The sequence below is a fragment of the Rhizobium sophorae genome (assembly GCF_013087515.1).
Classification (GTDB): Bacteria; Pseudomonadota; Alphaproteobacteria; order Rhizobiales; family Rhizobiaceae; genus Rhizobium; species Rhizobium sophorae.
In genome coordinates this window covers 1-19,101 of sequence record NZ_JABFCN010000015.1, presented here as the reverse complement: position 1 = coordinate 19,101, position 19,101 = coordinate 1, and the positions used below count along the sequence as shown (strand labels likewise).

The following is a 19,101-nucleotide window of genomic DNA, read 5'->3' as shown; positions in this document are numbered from 1 at the left end:
CACTGGGCCGCTGGCCCGTTACTGTCGGTTTTGGCATACTGTCTTCGGCGGGGGCGGGGAGGCAGAACATGCTTGTTGCACAGATATCCGATATCCATGCGAGGCCGGCCCTTTCGTCGCTCCAGACGCTGGAACGGGCGATAGGCTGGCTGAGGACGTTCCGCCCGGATGCGCTTGTTGTCACCGGAGATCTGGTGGACGACGGATGGCGGCAAGGCTATCGCCTGGTCGCCGAAAGCCTGCGGTCGCTGGACTGCCCTGTCCACCTGTTGCCGGGCAACGGTGATGATCTGCAATTGATGCGCTCCGAACTTGCCGCCGTCGACCCATGGATCAGTGCGACCGGACCGATGCATTTCCGGGCAGCCATCGATGGGCTGACCCTCTTCGGTGTCGATGTGACCGTCGCCGGTCAGAGCTACGGCGACGTCCTGCCGCATCTGCCGTGGCTGATGAGCGCGCTTGCCGACGTGACAGCGCCCGCCCTTCTGTTCATGCATCAACCGCCATTCAGGATCGGCATCGAGGTGCTGGACCAGGTCGGATGTAGGAACAGCACTGCGCTTCTCAGCACCTTGAAGGCGATGGACAGGCTGCCGCTGGCGATTCTCTGCGGCCATGTTCACCGACCCGCATTTGGTCGCCTGGGGTCGATCCCTGTCCAGACCTGCGGCTCCCTCGCCCCGCCCAATCCACTTCTGCTGGAAGGCCGGGCCGATCTTCCGGTGATCGACGCTCCATCCTTTCTCGTGCATGAGGTCAGTGACGTCCGGCTGGTTTCGCATGTGGTATCGATTCCAACATCCGACCGGAGCGCATGAAGTGGATTGAACGGTCATTCCTCACGTGCTGCGAGCGGAAAAATCTTTTGCCGCATCGCCCAGGAGGGCTATATCGTCCGTGTGATCTTGCTGGATTGGATGCCATGACCGACACTGTTCTCGACCGCTTTCTCCGTTATGTCGTTATCGACACGCAATCCGACCCTGCCTCGTCTGCGCAGCCGACCACGGGCAAGCAGAAGGATCTCGGCCGGGTTCTGGTTGATGAACTGCTGAAGATCGGTCTGGCGGACGCGCATCTCGATGAACACGGCTATGTCTACGCGACCATTCCGGCCAACAGCGACAAGACGGTGCCGGTCATCTGTTTCTGCTCGCACATGGATACGGCGCCCGATTTCAGCGGCACTGATGTCAAGCCGCAGATCGTCAGGAATTATGCCGGCGGTGATATCAAGCTTGCCGGCGACACGGCCCGAGTGATCCGCGTCAGCGATCATCCCGAGCTGCAGAACCAGATCGGCAACGATATCGTCACGACCGATGGGACGACATTGCTCGGCGCCGACGACAAGGCTGGTTTGGCCGAAATCATGACCGCGGCTGCGATGCTCGTCGACAATCCTGATATCAGGCACGGGACGATCAAGATCCTGTTCACCCCCGACGAGGAAGTCGGGCGCGGCGTCAACAAGGTCGACCTGAAGAAACTCGGTGCCGACTTCGCCTATACGATGGACGGCGAGACGGCAGGCCATATCGAGGATGAGACCTTTTCGGCCGACGGCGTCGAGATCAGCATATCAGGCGTGGCGATCCATCCCGGTTTCGCCAAGGATCGCATGGAAAACGCCATCAAGATCGCCGGTGCCATCATCGACCGGCTGCCGAGGGATATTGCCCCCGAGACCACGGAAGGCCGGCAGGGTTTCATCCATCCGACGGGCGTGACCGGCTCGATGGAGAAGGCGTCGCTGAGCCTCATCATCCGTGATTTCACCGACAAGGGGCTGACGGAAAAGGAAACGATGCTCGAAGCGATCGTCAAGGACGTGATGGCTGCCTATCCCGGCTCGACTTATCATTTTGAGGTGAAGGAGCAGTATCGCAACATGAAGGTGGTGCTTGATCGTCACCCGGAGATCGTCGAGAACGCCATCGAGGCGGTGCGCCGGGCCGGCATGACGCCGGTGCGCGGCAGCATCCGCGGCGGCACGGATGGCTCGCGCCTTTCCTTCATGGGACTGCCGTGCCCGAACATTTTCGCCGGCGGCCATGCCTTCCACTCGCCGCTCGAATGGGTGAGCCGCCAGGATATGGAAAAGGCCGTCAAAACGATCGTGGAACTGGCGAAGGTCTGGGAAGAGCGCGCCTAGGCGCGCTTCCACCTAACTCTTAAACCGAAAGGGCGGTTTAACCGCCGTTCGCCGGAAGGCTTTCACGCAGCATCACGCTGTCATAGGCGGGGCGGGGGGTCGGGATCGCGATAGGCATTCCCGGCTCGGGCTCGATCGATGTTACCGGCGATGTTTCCGGCGCGGTCACCGGGGCAGTGATCCGCATCTGCCCCGTGCTTGCCGTAGCCATGGGGTCTGGAGCAGGCAGAGGAACGGGAACCGCCGAGGGTATCAGGGCCTCGAACTGCGGCGGCAGCATGCTTTCGCCGGGCACATAATTCATCGCCACCTCGTAGGAGGGCAGCGGCGGCGGCGTTTGAAGCATGCCGTTGGAGTCGCGCTTCTCGTAGAAGGCGTTGCCGCCGGCGACCGTCACATAGTGCATGTTGTCGTAGGGGAATTTCAGTCCATTCGTGTGGAAGAACATCGCATCCTTCACCGCAGGGTGGCGGGCGCCCTTGACAAGGATCGCATCGGCCGCGCTCGCAAGCTCGGGTTCCGCCTGCGGCTTGACTTCGCGCGTCATCACGCCGGGCGCAAATTGCTTTTTCTGCGCCACGACGCCGCAGATGGAAGGGGGATAGGCGCCGGAGGTGAGTCTGTTCATGACAACGGTCCCGACAGCCATGTAGCCGTCCTTGTCCGAATGCTGCGATTCGAAATACATCGCGCGTTGCAGGCAGTCGCGATCCTTGGCCGTATAATTGAACGTGACTTTTGCCGATTGACCCTGCTTCGTCTTGGTGTTCGCCGCCGTTGCCGCCGGTTTCGATGTCGTCGTGCAGCTTGCAGCTGCCAGTCCTACGAACAAAATCCCGATCAGGGATTTTCCAAAGGAAATCTCCGCCCTCAACGCCAGGTGCCTCCTATGGGATTAGTCCAGCCCTTTGTGATTAAGTGAAAACGTTTTACTCGTCATATGACTGAAATACAAACAACCTTAGATCACAAAAAGCCCAAGGGACTCTCGCCAAATGCGATTCCGGCGGTGACCTCCCGCATGTTCCTTAAATCAGAGTCGATTTAAGGATAAAATCATCCAGCAATTCAAAGTGTTACAGCTCCTTTGCGGCTCTCGAAAAGACACGCGGCGCAGTCGGTCGCCGCCCTATCTCCATCAACTGCGGAACAGTTTCCAGCGGGTCGGCTTGAAAGCCACCCGGTTGCGGTCAAGCCTGTCGGCCTCGCTCGGCGGCAATTCGATCTCGATATGCGGGCGATCATTGCCGATATTGAGTTCGATATGGCGAGTGCCGGCCACGCGGCGGCTGGAGACCGGCTGGCCGGCGATACAGTTCTCAGCTGATTCGCAGAGCCTGACGTCATGCGGGCGGAAGTAGAGCTGCGCCGTACCATCCGGCTCGCCTTCGGCATTGAGGCCGAGCGAGCGGCCTTCGAAGCGAATGTCGCTGTCGGCAACCTCGACCTCAAGGCAGTTCGACTGGCCGATGAAGCCGAAGACGAAGGGAGAATTCGGATTGTCGTAGACCTGGTCCGGCGTGCCGACCTGTTCGATCGCGCCCTGACTCATGACGACGACGCGGTCGGCAAGCTCCAGCGCCTCATCCTGGTCGTGGGTGACGAAGACGGTGGTGTGGCCAGTGCGGTCGTGGATATCGCGCAGCCACTTGCGCAAGTCCTTGCGCACCTGGGCGTCGAGCGCGCCGAAGGGTTCGTCGAGCAGCAGCACGTTCGGCTCGACGGCCATGGCGCGGGCGAGCGCCACACGCTGGCGCTGGCCGCCGGAAAGCTGAGCGGGGTAGCGTTTTTCCAGACCGGAAAGCTGGACGAGGTCGAGCAGTTCCAACGCCCGCCTGCGGATATCGGCCTTCGGCGGCCGCCGCGCACTGGTTCTGACCTTCAGGCCGAAGGAGACGTTTTCGAGCACTGTCATATAGCGAAAGAGGGCATAGTGCTGGAAGACGAAGCCGATATTGCGCTGCTGCACTGATTTCTTCGAGGCATCCTCGTCGCCGAAGAAGATCAGTCCCTCCGTCGGGCTTTCGAGGCCGGCGATCAGCCGCAGCAACGTCGTCTTGCCGGAGCCCGAAGGACCGAGCAGTGCAATCAACTCGCCGGAGCGGATGTCGAGCGAGACATCGTGCAGCGCCGGAAAACGATCGAATTCCTTGCGAATGTTTTGAACGCGTACTTCCATTCCAAATCCTTCAGTGCCGTCGGCTGGCGGCGATTTCGGCGCTATAGCGCATTTCCAGCAGCGTCTTCAAAACAAGAGTTACGAGCGCGAGCAAGGCCAAAAGCGTGGCGACCGCAAAAGCGCCGGTGAAATTATACTCGTTATAGAGAATTTCCACCTGCAGCGGCATGGTGTTCGTCTGGCCGCGGATGTGGCCTGACACCACCGAGACGGCGCCGAATTCGCCCATGGCGCGAGCGTTGCAGAGCAGTACCCCGTAAAGCAAGCCCCATTTGATATTCGGCAACGTCACGTGCCAGAAGGTCTGCCAGCCGCTGGCGCCGAGCGAAAGGGCTGCCTCCTCGTCGGCCGTTCCCTGTTCCTGCATCAGCGGGATCAACTCGCGGGCGACGAAGGGGAAGGTGACGAACATGGTGGCGAGGATCAACCCCGGCACCGCAAACAGGATCTTGATGTCGTGAGCGCTGAACCACTGGCCGAGCCAGGTACTTGAGCCGAACAGCAGAACGAAGACCAGGCCCGATATGACGGGTGAGACCGAGAAGGGCAGGTCGATCAGCGTCGTCAGGAAGGCCTTGCCCTTGAACTCGAACTTGGCGATCGCCCAGGCGGCGGCAACCCCGAAGATGAGATTGAGCGGCACGCTGACGCCAGCGACGATCAGCGTCAGGCGAATCGCCGAGAAGGTCTCGGCGTCTGCGAGCGCCTCGAGAAAGGGGCCGGCTCCCTTGCGAAAGGCTTCCACGAAGACGGCTGCGAGCGGCAGGAGCAGGATCAGCAACAGGAAGACGAGCGAGAGGATGATCAGGGTGAAGCGCGCGATCCTGTTTTCGGTGGTCACCGAACGCAGCTTTATTGGTTGAGCGGTCGCATCAAGCGCCATAACCGTACCTCCGCCTGCTCCAGCTCTGGATGAGATTGATGACGAGCAGCATGGCGAACGAGATGATCAGCATGATCGCCGCAATTCCGGTCGCTGCGGCGTAATTATACTCTTCGAGTTTGATGATGATCAGCAGCGGCGCGATCTCCGATTTGAACGGCAGGTTGCCGGCGATGAAAATGACCGAGCCGTATTCGCCAACGCCGCGGGCAAAGGCGAGCGCAAAGCCGGTGAGCACGGCGGGCGCCAGCCCCGGCAGCAGTACGCGGAAAATCGTCTGGAAACGATTGGCGCCGAGCGTTGCCGCAGCCTCCTCCACTTCCTTGTCGATTTCCTCCATGACCGGCTGCACCGTGCGCACCACGAAGGGCAGGCCGACGAAGATCAGCGCCACGACGATACCGGCCGGCGTAAAGGCGATCTTGATGCCGAGCGGCGTCAGGAACTGGCCGATCCAGCCACTCGGTGCATAGAGCGTCGTCAGCGCGATACCGGCAACGGCGGTCGGCAGCGCGAAGGGCAGGTCGACCATGGCATCGATGACGCGCTTGCCCGGAAAGCGGTAACGCACCAGCACCCAGGCGAGGATGATGCCGAAGACGGCGTTGACGATCGCGGCGATGAAGGCGCTGCCGAAGCTGATGCGCAATGCGTTCAGCGTGCGCGGATCGAGCGCGATCGACCAGAATGTTTCCCAGCCGAGAGCACTCGACCGCACGGCAAGGCCCGAGAGCGGGATGAGGATCAGAAGGGTGAGCCAGGTCAAGGTAAGGCCGAGCGCCATTCCGAAACCCGGAATGACACTCGGCCGCTTGAACCGCCACCGCGTGGGGTTATGTGCTTTCATGAAGTCTATTATTGGGCCGGCTTGTAGATTTGGTCAAATACCCCGCCATCACCGAAGAATTTCGGCTGTGCGTCCTTCCAGCCGCCAAAGTCATCGATGGTCGCCAGCGTCAGCTTCTGGAAGCGGGCGATGTCGGCCGGATCGGCGGCCTCAGGCTTGATCGGCCGGTAGAAGTGCTTGGCGGCGATCTTCTGGCCCTCGTCCGAATAGAGGTAGTTGAGATAGGCTTCGGCGACCTTGCGTGTGCCCTTCTTGTCGACATTGCCGTCGACGATGGCGACCGGCGGGTCGGCGCGGATGGAGAAGGCCGGCGTTACGATCTCGAACTGGTCGGGACCGAGCTCTTCAAGCGAAAGATAGGCTTCGTTTTCCCAGGCCAAAAGCACGTCGCCGAGGCCGCGCTGGACGAAGGTGGTCGTAGCGCCGCGGGCGCCGGTATCGAGAACCGGAACGTGCTGCAGCAGTTTCGTCACATATTCCTGCGCCTTGGCGTCGTCGCCGCCATTCGCCTGCTTGGCCCATGCCCAGGCGGCAAGGAAGTTCCAGCGGGCACCGCCCGAGGTCTTCGGGTTCGGGGTGATGACCTGCACGTCGTCCTTGATCAGGTCGTCCCAATCCTTGATGCCCTTCGGATTGCCCTTGCGGACCAGGAAGACGATCGTCGACGTGTAGGGCGTCGAATTGTTGGGCAACTTGGTCTTCCAGTCGGCAGGGATCTTGCCGGTCTTCTTGGCGATGGCGTCGATATCTCCTTCGAGAGCCAGCGTGACGACATCGGCGTCGAGACCGTCGATGACGGAGCGGGCCTGAGCGCCGGAGCCGCCATGCGATGCCTGGATCGTCACGGTTTCACCGCTGTCCTTCTGCCACTTGGCGGCAAAGGCGGCATTGAAATCCTTATACAATTCGCGAGTCGGATCGTAGGAAACGTTAAGAAGCGTCTGATCCGCGAATGCCGGAGCGATGCTCCCGATTGCGAAGCTGCCTGCCATGACCGCGGCTGCAATGAGCCGGGTGAGCCGTTGTGTCATTGGGGAACCCTCCGTGTTTGTGTCTAAACTCTATCAAGTCAGTCGTATAATGAAACAAAGGTTCTTCCGGTTCCGGCACTGCCGTTAGAATGCCATTCCATTTCAGGATCGATTTTGAAATAGACGTGCCGAAGTTGGCCGCGGCCAATCGGCCGCCGCTGTCGTCCCGTCGCAGGCCGTGTTTTTTTGGCCACAGTTCCTCCACGAAAGCGCCATGCTCCGCAGATTTTTGCCAAGTTTTTGCCGCGATGGCACTTGCGGATTCCTATATGGCTCCCGTGCGGTCGTATTCACCGACCGCTACGCGGGGGCATCCCTTGAAGTGCGCCTCGCATTCTAAACCTATTAGGGCCATTCAAAATGAATATCAGAACGATCCTTTTTGCCTCCGTTGCCGCCCTTGCCGCGGCCTCCGGAGCCCGCGCAGCCGACGCCATCGTGGCGGCGGAACCCGAGCCCGTGGAATATGTTCGCGTTTGCGACGCCTACGGTACCGGCTATTTTTATATTCCGGGAACGGAAACATGCCTTTCGATCGGCGGTTACATCCGTACCGAAGTGCGCTTCGGTGAGCAGATATCCGGCGATTCCGACGTAAACTTCTGGACTCGCGGTCAGGTCACCTTCCAGGCCAAGAACGACACCGAGTATGGTACGCTCACCGGCGTCATCACGCTGCGTTACAATGTCGACAATGCCTCCGATCAGGAAGCTCTGCTGGATGAGGGCTATCTCGACATTGCCGGTTTCCGCGCCGGTAAACTGTACAGCTGGTGGGATGACGACATGAGCGGCGAGACAGATACGCTCGCCAGCAACGAGACGACCCACAACTCGATCCGTTATCAGTACGAGTCCGGCGCTTTCGCGGCCGGCATTTCGGTCGACGAACTGGAAGATGAATACGCCACCAAGCCGGGCGAAGGCCCGAATAACTTTGGTGTCGCGGGCCAGGTCTCCTACAAGGCCGGCGCCATCAGCGCTTACCTGCTTGCCGGTTATGACACCGACACCAGCGAAGTCGCTGTCCGCGGTATCGTCTATGCCGACATCGGCCCGGGCACTCTCGGCATTGCCGGCGTATGGGCAAGCGGCGCCAACTACTACTACGAAGAGTCCGAATGGACGATCGCAGCAGAATACGCCTTGAAGATCAACGACAAGTGGAAGGTCACTCCCGGCTTCCAGTACTTCGAAAACATCGCTCTCGAGGCTGATGGCAACGGCTTCACCGGCGGCAGCGCCTACACGACGGGTGTTACCATCGACTACCAGATCGTCGAAGACCTGCGTTCGAAGCTCAGCGTGCAATATCACGATGAGGACGAAGGCGACGACGAAGTGTTCGGCTTCCTGCGCTTCCAGCGCGATTTCTAAAGCAATTCCAGGAAAAGTGCGAAGCGGTTTTCCGTCCGGACTTGCGTAAAATCAAGTGATTAGAGCGGTTCAGCGTTAAGCTGAACCGCTCTAACTTAGTCTGATTGCAGACGAGCGGGCGCGACCTTCGGGCCGCGCCCTTTTTATAATGCCTGTGAGCGGTTTTTGGGCGTCACACCCGTGAATCGGCGATGAAATCGGAATAGAATTCGTCGACCGTTCTTGCCTTGCGCATGGCGGCAAGCACGCCGTCCGATTGCAGCCGCCTGGCGATGGCGGACAGCACGTTCAGATATTCGCCGCGATTGTTTTCTCCGAAGAGCAGCACGAAGGCGATGTCGGTCGGGATATCGTCGATTGCCTCGAAATCCAACTGCTGGGCGAAGCGGATGAGCAGGCCGCGCGGGCTGGCCATGCCGTCGATCGCCGCATGCGGGATGGCGATGCCGTTGCCGATCCCCGTCGAGCCGAGCTTCTCACGCACTTCCAGTGCCTTCAGGATGGTGTGGCCGTCGAGGGAGAAAGCCTTGGCGGCCTTGTCGGCTATGGTCTGCAGCGCCCGCCATTTGGTCTGCGCCGACACGCCGATGAAGCTGTGTTCCGGCCGGATGATGTTGGGAAGGTTCATGTCATTCTCGATGCTGTTCGGGCTCGATACTGTTCGGGCAGCAGGAGGGAAGGGACGTCAGTCCGGTTCCCTGAGCCGGTAGCCGACGCCGGTCTCCGTGGTGATATAGTGCGGCTGGTCCGGAATCTGCTCGATTTTTTGCCGCAGTTGCCGGACATAGACGCGCAGATACTGCACATCAGCCGCCGGCCCCCATATCTGCTTTAGAAGAAACTGGTGTGTCAGCACCTTGCCGGCATGCTGGGCGAGCACGCGCAGGATGTCGTATTCCTTCGGCGACAGCTTTATTTCTGCGCCGTCGACTTTGACGATGCGCTTGACGAGATCGATCGATAGCCCGCCTGTCTGGAAGATCGCCTTTTCCCCCTGCTGCTGCAGGCGGTGGCGCAGGGCCACGCGGATGCGGGCGCCGAGTTCGTTGATGCCGAAAGGCTTGGTAACGTAATCGTCGGCGCCGCTTTCCAGCGCCTTGACGATACCGGCCTCGTCGGTGCGGCTGGAGAGAATGACGACCGGCATGGAAAGCCCTTCGTCGCGCCACTCCTGCAGTAGGTCGTGGCCTGATTTGTCGGGCAGGCCAAGGTCGAGCACAATGAGGTCGGGCATGACGTCGGAGACCGACTGACGGGCGGCGCTGGCGTTCGGCGCTTCCTGCACCTCGTAGCCCTGCGCGGTCAGGCCGACGCGGAGCAGCTTGCGGATCGGAGGCTCGTCGTCGACGACGAGGATTTTGACGGCTGAACCGGTCATCGGAGTTCATCCAGCTTCGGAATGTCGGTGGGTTTCGGCAGGCGGATGGTGAAGACGGCGCCCGGAGGGCCCGTCCGGTTGCCGGCGGTGATCGTGCCGCCCATGGCCTCGATGAAGCCGCGGCAGATGGAAAGGCCAAGCCCGGTGCCGGCGCGCACCTGATCGCCCTTGCGCACGCGGTAGAAGGTGTCGAAGACGCGGGTGAGATCGGCCGGCGGAATGCCCGGGCCTTCGTCCGAGACCTGCACGACGACGTTGTCGGCATCGGCCCAGCCGCCGATTTGGATCACCGATCCCTCGGGCGCGTATTTCGCGGCATTGTCGAGCAGGTTGAAGATCACCTGCTCGAAGAGGACAGGATCGACGCGCACCATCGGCAGGTCGGCGGGAATGCTCATCTCGGTCTTGTGGTGATCGAGGATCTTTGCGGCACGGCGCAGCGCGCTGCCGATGATATCGCCGGCATAATGCAGCGCGTGGTTCGGCTCCATCGCGCCGGATTCGATCTTGGTCATGTCGAGCAGGTTGGCGATGAAGCGGTTGAGGCGTTCGGATTCGTCGACGACGGTCGACACCAGATCGCTGCGGTCCTCCTCCGGCATCGAGGCGAAATAATCGCGCAGCGTGCCGGCGGCGCCGAGGATGGCGGCAAGCGGGGTCTTCAGGTCGTGCGAAATCGATGTCAGCAGGGCCGAACGCAACCGGTCCGCTTCGGCCGCAAGTCTTGCCCGGTCGACATCGGCAACAAGCTGGATGCGTTCGATGGCAAGGGCCGCCTGGTCGGCGAGCGCATCGAGCAGCCGCTGTTGCTCGGGCGTCAACAGCGGTCCGTCGCGGCGGTCGCTGTCGAGGCCGATGACGCCGACGGCAGTGCGCCCGGTTCTCAGCGGCACATAGAGGCGTTTGGCGCCGGGCAGGGTATCGGCGCCGCGGCCGGCGGCATGATTATGCTCCCAGGCCCAGCGGGCGGCGGCGATATCGGCATCGTCGAGCGTATCATCAGGCGGATAACCGGCCTTGACGGCGATGCTGCCCTCTTCCGGCAGCAGCAGCACGACGCGGACCTTCAGCATCGAGGCGAGCTGGAAGGCGGTTGCCCAGAGCACGTCGTCGAGTGTGCCGGTGCCGGCGAGCTTTTTCGAGAAGAGATAGAGATCCTCCGTCGTGCGCGCCCGCTGGCGGGCGGCGGCGGCCTGGCGCTGCACGGTCGCGGTCAGGTTGCTGGCGATGATGGCGACGCCCAGGAAGAAGAACAGGGCAAGCACGCTTTCCGGGTCGCTGATCGTCAGCGTGTAGCGCGGCGGCAGGAAAAAGAAGTTGAAGGACAGCGCACTGAGGATGCAGCTGTAGAGCGCTGGCCGCAGGCCGTGGAGGACGGCCGAGGTCAGCACCGCCATCAGGAAAACGAGGGCGAGGTTGCGCACGTCGAGCACCTGGTCGAGCACGACGCTGACGCCGAGCGCGATGGCGACATAACCGGTCGCCAGCAGATAAGCCCTGAAATCCAGTGGCGGCGCAGTAGCGGCCGCCCTGACGCCACGCGCGGTGGTGCCGTCCTTCTCATTGCCTGAAATGACATGGACGCTGATCTCGCCGGTCTTGCGGATCAGCTCGTCGGTGATCGAGCGGTGCCACCAATCACGCCATGTCGGCTTCTTCGGGGCGCCGATGACGATGTGGGTGACGTTGTTGGCGGCGGCGTGGCGGACGAGTTCTTCGGCCACTTCGCGGCCGGGCAGGGTGATCGCCTCGCCGCCGAGCTGCTCGGCAAGGCGCAGCGTGGATGCGACGGTATCGCGCTCGGCTTCCGTCAGATTGATAGAGCGGTTGGTCTCGATATAGACGGCAGCCCAGGGCGCGCGCAGCCGCGAGGCCATGCGGGCGGCGTAGCGCACCAGCGAGGCGGAGCGCTGATGGTGGTCGACCGAGACGAGGACACGTTCGCCCGCCGCCCAAGGGCCTGATATGGCATGGGCCTGCATATGCGTGAGCAACTGGTCGTCGACGCGCTGGGCGGTCTTGCGCAGTGCGAGCTCGCGCAGCGCCGTCAGGTTGCCCGGCGTGAAATAATTGGTCAGCGCCCGCTCAGCGGTGCGCGGCATGTAGACCTTGCCGTCATGCAGGCGCTTGATCAGATCATCCGGCGTCAGATCGATGATCTCGACGTCGTCGGCAAGGTCGATGATCGAGTCCGGCACCGTCTCGCGCACGCGGATGCGGGTGATCTGCGAGACGACGTCGTTCAGGCTTTCGACATGCTGGATGTTCAACGTCGTATAGACGTCGATGCCGCGATCGAGCAGTTCCTTGACGTCGAGGTAGCGTTTCGGATGGCGGCTGCCCTCGGCATTGGTATGGGCGAGTTCGTCGACCAGCACGAGATCGGGTCGGCGGGCAAGGATGCCGTCAAGGTCCATTTCCGCAAGCGGCCGGCCCTTGTAGCTGATTTCGACACGGGGGATAATCTCGAAGCCGGCGACGAGCGCCTCGGTTTCCTTGCGGCCATGGGTCTCGACGACGCCGATGACGACATCGAGACCGTCGGCGATCTTGGCGCGGCCGGAGACAAGCATCTCGTAGGTCTTGCCGACACCGGGGGCGGCACCCAGAAAGATCTTCAGACGGCCGCGCGTCTCGGCCCGGGCTTTTTCGAGAAGCGCATCGGGCGAGGGCCTGCCGGCCTGGTCGCGATTGTCGTCTGGCATGCGTATGGTCTTTCTGCAAATGATGTGGGGGACGCATTACGTCTCCGTATCCCTCATTCCTGTGCTTGTCACAGGAATCCAGCCACGCGAAGTCCTTCGCGTGAAAGGAGTCTCCTGCGCCGCCGACGCGACGCGGCTGGATCCCTGTGACGAGCACAGGGATGAGGGAGGAGGAGAAGTCGCGACCACAACCTTTACTCAGTCATAGAAGCATCAAGGCTCTGGTTCAACGCCAGAACATTGACTGTGGGTTCGCCGAGAATGCCGATTTCGCGGTCTTGAACGGCACCGTCGACCAGCGCCTTGACCTTGGCCTCGTCAAGGCTTCGCGCCTTGGCGACACGCGCCACCTGGAAATAGGCGGCCTCCGGAGAGATATCGGGATCGAGGCCGCTGCCCGAAGCGGTGACGAGGTCGGCGGGCACCTCCGCGTTCGGGTTCGCCGCCTTGGCGGCCTCATAGTCGCCCCTGACGCGGTCGATCAGCTTCTGGCTGGTCGGGCCGAGGTTGGAGCCGCTGGAGGCGGCCGCATTGTAGCCGTCGCCGGCGGCCGAAGGGCGGCCGTGGAAATATTTGTCGCTGGTGAAGGCCTGGCCGATCAGCGTCGAGCCGATCACGTGACCGTTCTTCTCGATCAGGCTGCCGTTCGCTTGGGTCGGGAAGAGGGCCTGGGCGGCACCGGTCATGGCGAGCGGATAGAGAAGGCCGGTGATGGCGGTGGTGGCAACGATCATGACGACCGCCGGACGAAGTTCTTTCAACATTGTCTTACTCCTTCGAATGTTCAGTTAGGCAAGGCCGAGGGCTGCGACAGCCATGTCGATCGCCTTGATGCCAATGAAGGGGACGATGATGCCGCCGGCACCATAGATCAGCAGGTTGCGCGACAGCAGCGCGCCGGCGCCGATCGGACGGTAGCGGACACCCTTCAGCGACAGCGGAATCAGCGCGATAATGATCAGCGCGTTGAAGATGATCGCCGAGAGGATGGCGCTTTGCGGCGTCGAAAGCCCCATGATGTTCAGGATGCCGAGCTGCGGGTAGAAGGTCAGGAACATCGCCGGGATGATGGCGAAATACTTGGCGATGTCGTTGGCGATCGAGAAGGTCGTCAGCGCGCCGCGCGTCATCAGGAGCTGTTTGCCGATCTCGACGATCTCGATGAGCTTCGTCGGGTCCGAGTCGAGATCGACCATGTTGCCGGCCTCGCGGGCGGCGACCGTGCCGGTGTTCATGGCGACGCCGACATCGGCCTGGGCAAGTGCGGGCGCATCGTTGGTGCCGTCGCCGCACATGGCGACGAGCTTGCCCTTCGATTGTTCCTCGCGCATCAGCGCCAGCTTCATCTCCGGCGTTGCCTGGGCGAGGAAGTCGTCGACGCCGGCCTCGGCGGCGATGGCGGCTGCCGTCAGCGGGTTGTCGCCCGTGATCATCACGGTGCGGATGCCCATGCGGCGAAGCTCGGTGAAGCGTTCACGGATGCCGCCCTTGACGATGTCCTTCAGTTGAATGATGCCGAGCAGCTTGCCGTCGCGGGCGACTGCCAGCGGCGTGCCGCCCGATTTGGCGACCTCGTCGGCGATCGACTGCAGTTCACGCACGACCTCGCTGCCGTTCTTCGAGGATGCGTCGCCGTTGACATAGGCCAACACGGCATCGACCGCACCCTTGCGGATCGAAGCGCCTTCGATATCGACGCCGCTCATGCGGGTCTGGGCGGTAAACGGCACGAAGGTGGCCTTCAGGCTTGCCATGTCGCGGCCGCGGATCGCATATTTCTCCTTGGCGAGTACGACGATGGAGCGGCCTTCCGGGGTTTCGTCGGCGAGCGAGGCGAGCTGGGCGGCATCGGCAAGATCCTGTTCGGAAACGCCGCGAACCGGGCGGAAGGTCGTCGCCTGACGATTGCCGAGCGTGATCGTGCCGGTCTTGTCGAGCAGCAGGGTGTCAACGTCGCCGGCGGCTTCGACCGCGCGGCCGGACATTGCGAGCACGTTGAAGCGGACGAGGCGGTCCATCCCGGCGATGCCGATTGCCGAGAGCAGCGCGCCGATCGTCGTCGGGATCAGGGTGACGAAGAGGGCGACGAGCACGATGATCGGGATCGAGCCGCCGGCATAGATGGCAAAGCTCGGGATCGTCGCCGTCGCAAGCACGAAGATCAGCGTCATGCCGGCGAGCAGAATGTTAAGCGCGATCTCGTTCGGCGTCTTCTGGCGCTCCGCACCTTCGACGAGCGCGATCATCCGGTCGATGAAGGTCGAGCCGGCAGCGGCGGTGATGCGGACGCGGATCCAGTCGGACAGCACCTGCGTACCGCCAGTGACGGCCGAGCGGTCGCCGCCGGATTCGCGGATGACGGGGGCGGATTCGCCTGTTATCGCCGCTTCGTTGACGGAGGCCACACCTTCGACAACTTCGCCGTCCGACGGGATGATATCGCCGGCCTCGACGAGCACGAGGTCGCCGACCTTGAGGCTGGTACCCGGCACCATGCGGTAGCCGCTGCCATTATTGGCGGTGAGCAGTTTGGCCTGGGTTTCGGTGCGCGCCTTGCGCAGCGAATCCGCCTGCGCCTTACCGCGGCCTTCGGCGACGGCTTCTGCGAAATTGGCAAAGAGCACGGTGAACCAGAGCCAGAGATTGATCTGGAACGAGAAGCCGAGGTTGCCGTTGCCCGCCACAAGATCGCGCAGGAAGAGGACGGTGGTCAGCACCGAGACCGTGGCCACGACGAACATGACCGGGTTTCTGGCAAGCGCGCGGGGGTTGAGCTTCTTGAAAGCGGCCCCCACGGCCGGAATGAGGATGCGAGAATCCAAGACGCTCGCGGATTTTGCCTGGCTCATAAGAGACTCCAGCTTTTGAAACGAGGATGGCGAACCGGAAGCCGGTCAGCCCTGTAAGATTTTGAAGATGGCGGCGATGACGAGGAGGCCTGCCATCATCACCAGGATGATGTTGGAGGCTTGGGGCCTCGGGCCATTCCCACGTCCCGGCGCACCGGGACGTACATGGAGGGCGTTGCGAAGCCTGTGACGAAGGATCATGGCATCACCTCAAAAGGTCTGGCCGGCGATCATGACCAGATGCTCGACGACAGGGCCGAGCGCTAAGGCCGGGAAGAAGGTCAGGCCGCCGACGATCAGGATCGTGCCGACGAGCAGGCCGACGAAGAGCGGACCATCCGTCGGGAAGGTGCCTGCCGAAGCCGGAACCGTCTTCTTGGCGATCAGCGAGCCGGCGATGGCAAGGGCCGGGATGATGACCAGGAACCGGCCCATCAGCATGCCGATGCCGAGTGTGATGTTGTACCAGGGCGTGTTGCCCGTCAGGCCGCCGAAAGCCGAGCCGTTGTTGGCCGCAGCCGAGGTATAGGCATAGAGGATTTCGGAGAAGCCGTGCGGGCCGGCCGTGCCGATCGAGGCGACGGCGGAAGGCAGCACCGTGGCGATCGCAGTGAAGACCAGCATGGCGAGCGGCAGGCAGAGAATGACGAGAACGGCCATCTTCATTTCCTTCGCCTCGATCTTCTTGCCGAGATATTCCGGCGTGCGGCCGACCATCAGGCCGGCGACGAACACGGCGACGATGATGAACAGCAGGATGCCGTAAAAGCCCGCGCCGACACCGCCGACGATGACTTCGCCGAGCTGCATGCTAATCAGCGGGATGAGGCCGCCAAGCGCGGTGAAGCTGCCGTGCATGGCATTGACGGCGCCGCAGGAGGCGGCCGTGGTGATGACGGCAAAGAGCGAGGACAGGGCGACGCCGAAGCGGACTTCCTTGCCTTCCATATTGCCGCCACCAAGACCGAAGGCATGCATCAGCGGATTGCCGGCAGCTTCCGCCCAATAGGTGACACTGACACCGACGATGAACAGGATGCCCATCGTGGCAAGGATCGCCCAGCCCTGGCGCTGGTTGCCGACCATGCGGCCGAAAACGTTGGTGAGGGCCGCACCGATCGCGAAGATCGAGACCATCTGGATGAGGTTGGAGATCGCATCGGGATTTTCGAACGGATGGGCCGAATTGGCGTTGAAGAAGCCGCCGCCATTGGTGCCGAGCATCTTGATCGCAAGCTGCGATGCAACAGGTCCGACGGCAATCGTCTGCTGCGCGCCTTCGAGCGTGGTCGCATTGACATAGGGCCCAAGCGTCTGCGGCACGCCGAGATAGACGTAGACGATGGTCAGCACGATGCAGATCGGCAGCAGGATGTAGAACGTGCCGCGGATCATATCGACCCAGAAATTGCCGATCGCCTTGCCCGACGCCCGTGCGAAAGCACGGATGAAGGCGACAGCGATCGCCATGCCGGTCGCGGCCGACAGGAAGTTCTGCACGGTGAAGCCGGCCATCTGGGTCAGATACGACATGGTGCTTTCGCCGCCGTAATTTTGCCAGTTGGTGTTTGTCGTAAAGCTGACGGCGGTGTTGAACGAAAGCTCCGGCGGGACGGCGGCCATGCCGGCCGGATTATAGGGCAGGATGTCCTGCAGGCGCAGCAGCGCGTAAAGGACGAGGACGCCGAGCAGGTTGAACATCAGCATCGCAAAGGCATAGGAGGTCCAATGCTGCTCCTCGCGCTCGCTGGTGCCCGCAATACGGTAAAGCCCCCGTTCGATCGGAACGAGGACCGGGGAGAGGAATGTGCGCTCGTCATTGTAGACACGCGTCATGTAACCGCCGAGCGGTTTGACGAGCACGAGGACGATCCCGCAGTAAAGCAGGACCTGAAGCCATCCGTTGAGGGTCATTTGGGGTAACTTTCAATACCTGGCTGCTTCTCGGTCGCGCAGGGGCGACCTCAGAAGCGCCAGTTCTCTTCAAAAGCGTTCTGGGCGAAGGAGAGCGTAGGTGAGGTAAACGGTGAGAAACACGGTCACGGCACCGCTCAACACATAATCGAGGGTCATCGTCGTTTCTCCTGTCAAAGCCTGTCACAGGCTCGGGTGTAGGCAAAGCACAGCGCAAAGAATATGATTGCCGTGCCAAGTAGAATGATATCCATCATGATCGTGACTCCTGTTGTTCTTCTTGGAGTCAGACAAGACAAAGGGCGCTGGGAGGCCGCCTTTCATGCTTTCTGGCGTGGAGATGATCTTTTCGATCTCTCGGCCATCAATATGGAGCCGAAGCGCATAAAGGTTCGAGACGGACGACAGGCCATCTATATAAAAATCTTATAAGTGCCTTTCCAAGGCCGCTCGCCATCGGACCGGCTGGCGCAGTTTGCGGACGAGCCGCTGCCGGTAAGGAGCCTCGGCAAATGCGAGTGAGCATTTTTTCATTTGTTGAGCAATAGCCTTCGCAATCTGGTTGAATTGGGAAGGCTTGGGGCCTTATAGTCGGCTTCGACGCTGCCCGACGGAGTCATGGGCAAGCCATTAGGGAAGGAAACCGACGATGACCAAAGTCCGTGCGCTTGTCCTCGAGCGCCAGCATGAGCTTGCGCTCCGCGATATCGATCTGCCGCTCGAAACCGGCCCCGGCGAGGTGAAGATCATGATCCACACCGTCGGCGTCTGCGGTTCGGATGTGCATTATTACACCCACGGCAAGATCGGCCCCTTCGTCGTCAACGCGCCGATGGTGCTCGGCCATGAGGCGGCGGGTACGGTGGTCGAGGTCGGCGCCGGCGTCACGCATCTCAAGGTCGGCGACCGGGTCTGCATGGAGCCCGGCATTCCCGATCCGAATTCCAAGGCAAGCCGGCTCGGCATGTACAATATCGACCCGGCCGTCACCTTCTGGGCGACCCCGCCGATCCACGGCGTGCTGACGCCCGAGGTCGTGCATCCCGCCAACTACACCTTCAAGCTGCCTGACAATGTCAGTTTCGCCGAAGGCGCCATGGTCGAGCCTTTCGCCGTTGGTATGCAGGCGGCCACCAAGGCGAAGATTACGCCGGGCGACACTGCCGTCGTCCTCGGCGCCGGGCCGATCGGCACGATGGTGGCGATCGCGGCCCTCGCCGGCGGCTGCGCCCGCGCCATCGTCGCTGATCTCGCCCAGCCGAAGCTCGATATCGCCGCGCAATACCAGGGGGTCATTCCGGTCAATATCCGCGAGAAGAACCTGGCCGAAGAGGTTGCCCGGCTGACCGACGGCTGGGGCGCCGATGTCGTCTTCGAATGCTCCGGCTCGCCGAAGGCCTGGGAGACGATCATGGCGCTGCCGCGCCCGGGTGGCGTCATCGTTGTCGTCGGCCTGCCGGTCAACCCGATCGGTTTCGATGTCTCGACGGCATCCACCAAGGAAATCCGCATCGAGACGGTGTTCCGCTACGCGCACCAGTATGAGCGCTCGATCGCGCTGCTCGGTTCGGGTCGCGTCGATCTGAAGCCACTGATTTCCGATACCTTTAAGTTCGAGGATTCGATCAAGGCGTTTGATCGCGCCGTCGAGGCCCGGCCGAGCGACGTGAAGCTGCAGATCGTGATGGACTAGAGCGTATCCGGATTTAGTTGAATCGGAAGGGATTCCGTTTTTGGCTGTTTTGTGATTCAAGATGCTGGCTGGAGTGGAGGCCAGCAT

General features: G+C 61.8%; 16 protein-coding genes. 4 read left to right on the top strand and 12 right to left on the bottom strand.

What is annotated here, in order from left to right; genetic code table 11:
• Positions 1–68 precede the first annotated feature (68 nt).
• Both G9X64_RS09255 and pepT read left to right on the top strand, forming a co-directional pair.
• On the top strand, positions 69–821 hold the full coding sequence (locus G9X64_RS09255; RefSeq protein ID WP_171376454.1) for a metallophosphoesterase: 753 nt from the start codon (positions 69–71) through the stop codon (positions 819–821).
• A 104-nt stretch (positions 822–925) separates the two neighbouring features.
• A complete protein-coding gene (gene pepT / locus G9X64_RS09250; protein ID WP_168312176.1) occupies positions 926–2,158 on the top strand; it encodes a peptidase T in 1,233 nt (410 codons plus the stop codon).
• 37 nt (positions 2,159–2,195) lie between these two features.
• Here pepT and G9X64_RS09245 read toward each other — a convergent pair whose 3' ends face one another.
• From G9X64_RS09245 to G9X64_RS09225, 5 genes are all read right to left on the bottom strand, one after another.
• Positions 2,196–3,032, bottom strand: coding sequence for a cell wall hydrolase (locus G9X64_RS09245; RefSeq protein WP_168312177.1), 837 nt, complete (start codon positions 3,030–3,032; stop codon positions 2,196–2,198).
• A 264-nt stretch (positions 3,033–3,296) separates the two neighbouring features.
• Positions 3,297–4,337 (bottom strand): sulfate/molybdate ABC transporter ATP-binding protein, encoded by a 1,041-nt coding sequence (locus G9X64_RS09240; RefSeq protein WP_168312178.1) that lies wholly within the window; start codon positions 4,335–4,337, stop codon positions 3,297–3,299.
• 10 nt (positions 4,338–4,347) lie between these two features.
• On the bottom strand, positions 4,348–5,220 hold the full coding sequence (gene cysW / locus G9X64_RS09235) for a sulfate ABC transporter permease subunit CysW (protein WP_171376453.1): 873 nt from the start codon (positions 5,218–5,220) through the stop codon (positions 4,348–4,350).
• Positions 5,210–6,067, bottom strand: a complete 858-nt coding sequence (gene cysT / locus G9X64_RS09230) for a sulfate ABC transporter permease subunit CysT (RefSeq protein ID WP_171376452.1) — start codon at positions 6,065–6,067, stop codon at positions 5,210–5,212. The genes cysW and cysT overlap by 11 nt, the downstream gene beginning before the upstream one ends.
• An 8-nt stretch (positions 6,068–6,075) precedes the next feature.
• Entirely contained in the window at positions 6,076–7,098 is a 1,023-nt protein-coding gene (locus tag G9X64_RS09225; protein ID WP_171376451.1) for a sulfate ABC transporter substrate-binding protein, read from the bottom strand.
• Between the two features lie 360 nt (positions 7,099–7,458).
• On the opposite strand from G9X64_RS09225, the gene G9X64_RS09220 reads away from it, so the two are divergent.
• Positions 7,459–8,475: a porin gene (locus G9X64_RS09220; protein ID WP_171376450.1), complete on the top strand. Its 1,017-nt coding sequence runs from the start codon at positions 7,459–7,461 to the stop codon at positions 8,473–8,475.
• A 172-nt stretch (positions 8,476–8,647) separates the two neighbouring features.
• Here the strand turns inward: G9X64_RS09220 and G9X64_RS09215 are convergent, their stop codons facing one another.
• From G9X64_RS09215 to G9X64_RS09185, 7 genes are all read right to left on the bottom strand, one after another.
• Positions 8,648–9,103 (bottom strand): PTS sugar transporter subunit IIA, encoded by a 456-nt coding sequence (locus G9X64_RS09215; RefSeq protein WP_168312183.1) that lies wholly within the window; start codon positions 9,101–9,103, stop codon positions 8,648–8,650.
• A gap of 57 nt (positions 9,104–9,160) precedes the next feature.
• Positions 9,161–9,853, bottom strand: coding sequence for a response regulator transcription factor (locus G9X64_RS09210; RefSeq protein WP_171376449.1), 693 nt, complete (start codon positions 9,851–9,853; stop codon positions 9,161–9,163).
• On the bottom strand, positions 9,850–12,558 hold the full coding sequence (locus tag G9X64_RS09205) for a DUF4118 domain-containing protein (protein WP_171376448.1): 2,709 nt from the start codon (positions 12,556–12,558) through the stop codon (positions 9,850–9,852). The genes G9X64_RS09210 and G9X64_RS09205 overlap by 4 nt, the downstream gene beginning before the upstream one ends.
• 194 nt (positions 12,559–12,752) lie before the next feature.
• Positions 12,753–13,322: a potassium-transporting ATPase subunit KdpC gene (kdpC, locus tag G9X64_RS09200; protein WP_171376447.1), complete on the bottom strand. Its 570-nt coding sequence runs from the start codon at positions 13,320–13,322 to the stop codon at positions 12,753–12,755.
• Between the two features lie 24 nt (positions 13,323–13,346).
• Positions 13,347–15,407, bottom strand: coding sequence for a potassium-transporting ATPase subunit KdpB (gene kdpB / locus G9X64_RS09195; RefSeq protein WP_168315067.1), 2,061 nt, complete (start codon positions 15,405–15,407; stop codon positions 13,347–13,349).
• Between the two features lie 210 nt (positions 15,408–15,617).
• Positions 15,618–17,321 carry a potassium-transporting ATPase subunit KdpA gene (gene kdpA, locus G9X64_RS09190; protein ID WP_171376446.1) on the bottom strand — a complete coding sequence of 568 codons (1,704 nt, stop codon included), beginning with the start codon at positions 17,319–17,321 and terminating at the stop codon, positions 15,618–15,620.
• A gap of 69 nt (positions 17,322–17,390) precedes the next feature.
• Entirely contained in the window at positions 17,391–17,480 is a 90-nt protein-coding gene (locus tag G9X64_RS09185; protein WP_003547774.1) for a K(+)-transporting ATPase subunit F, read from the bottom strand.
• Positions 17,481–17,970: 490 nt separating this feature from the next.
• On the opposite strand from G9X64_RS09185, the gene G9X64_RS09180 reads away from it, so the two are divergent.
• Positions 17,971–19,014 carry an NAD(P)-dependent alcohol dehydrogenase gene (locus G9X64_RS09180; RefSeq protein ID WP_171376445.1) on the top strand — a complete coding sequence of 348 codons (1,044 nt, stop codon included), beginning with the start codon at positions 17,971–17,973 and terminating at the stop codon, positions 19,012–19,014.
• The last annotated feature ends 87 nt before the right edge of the window (positions 19,015–19,101 follow it).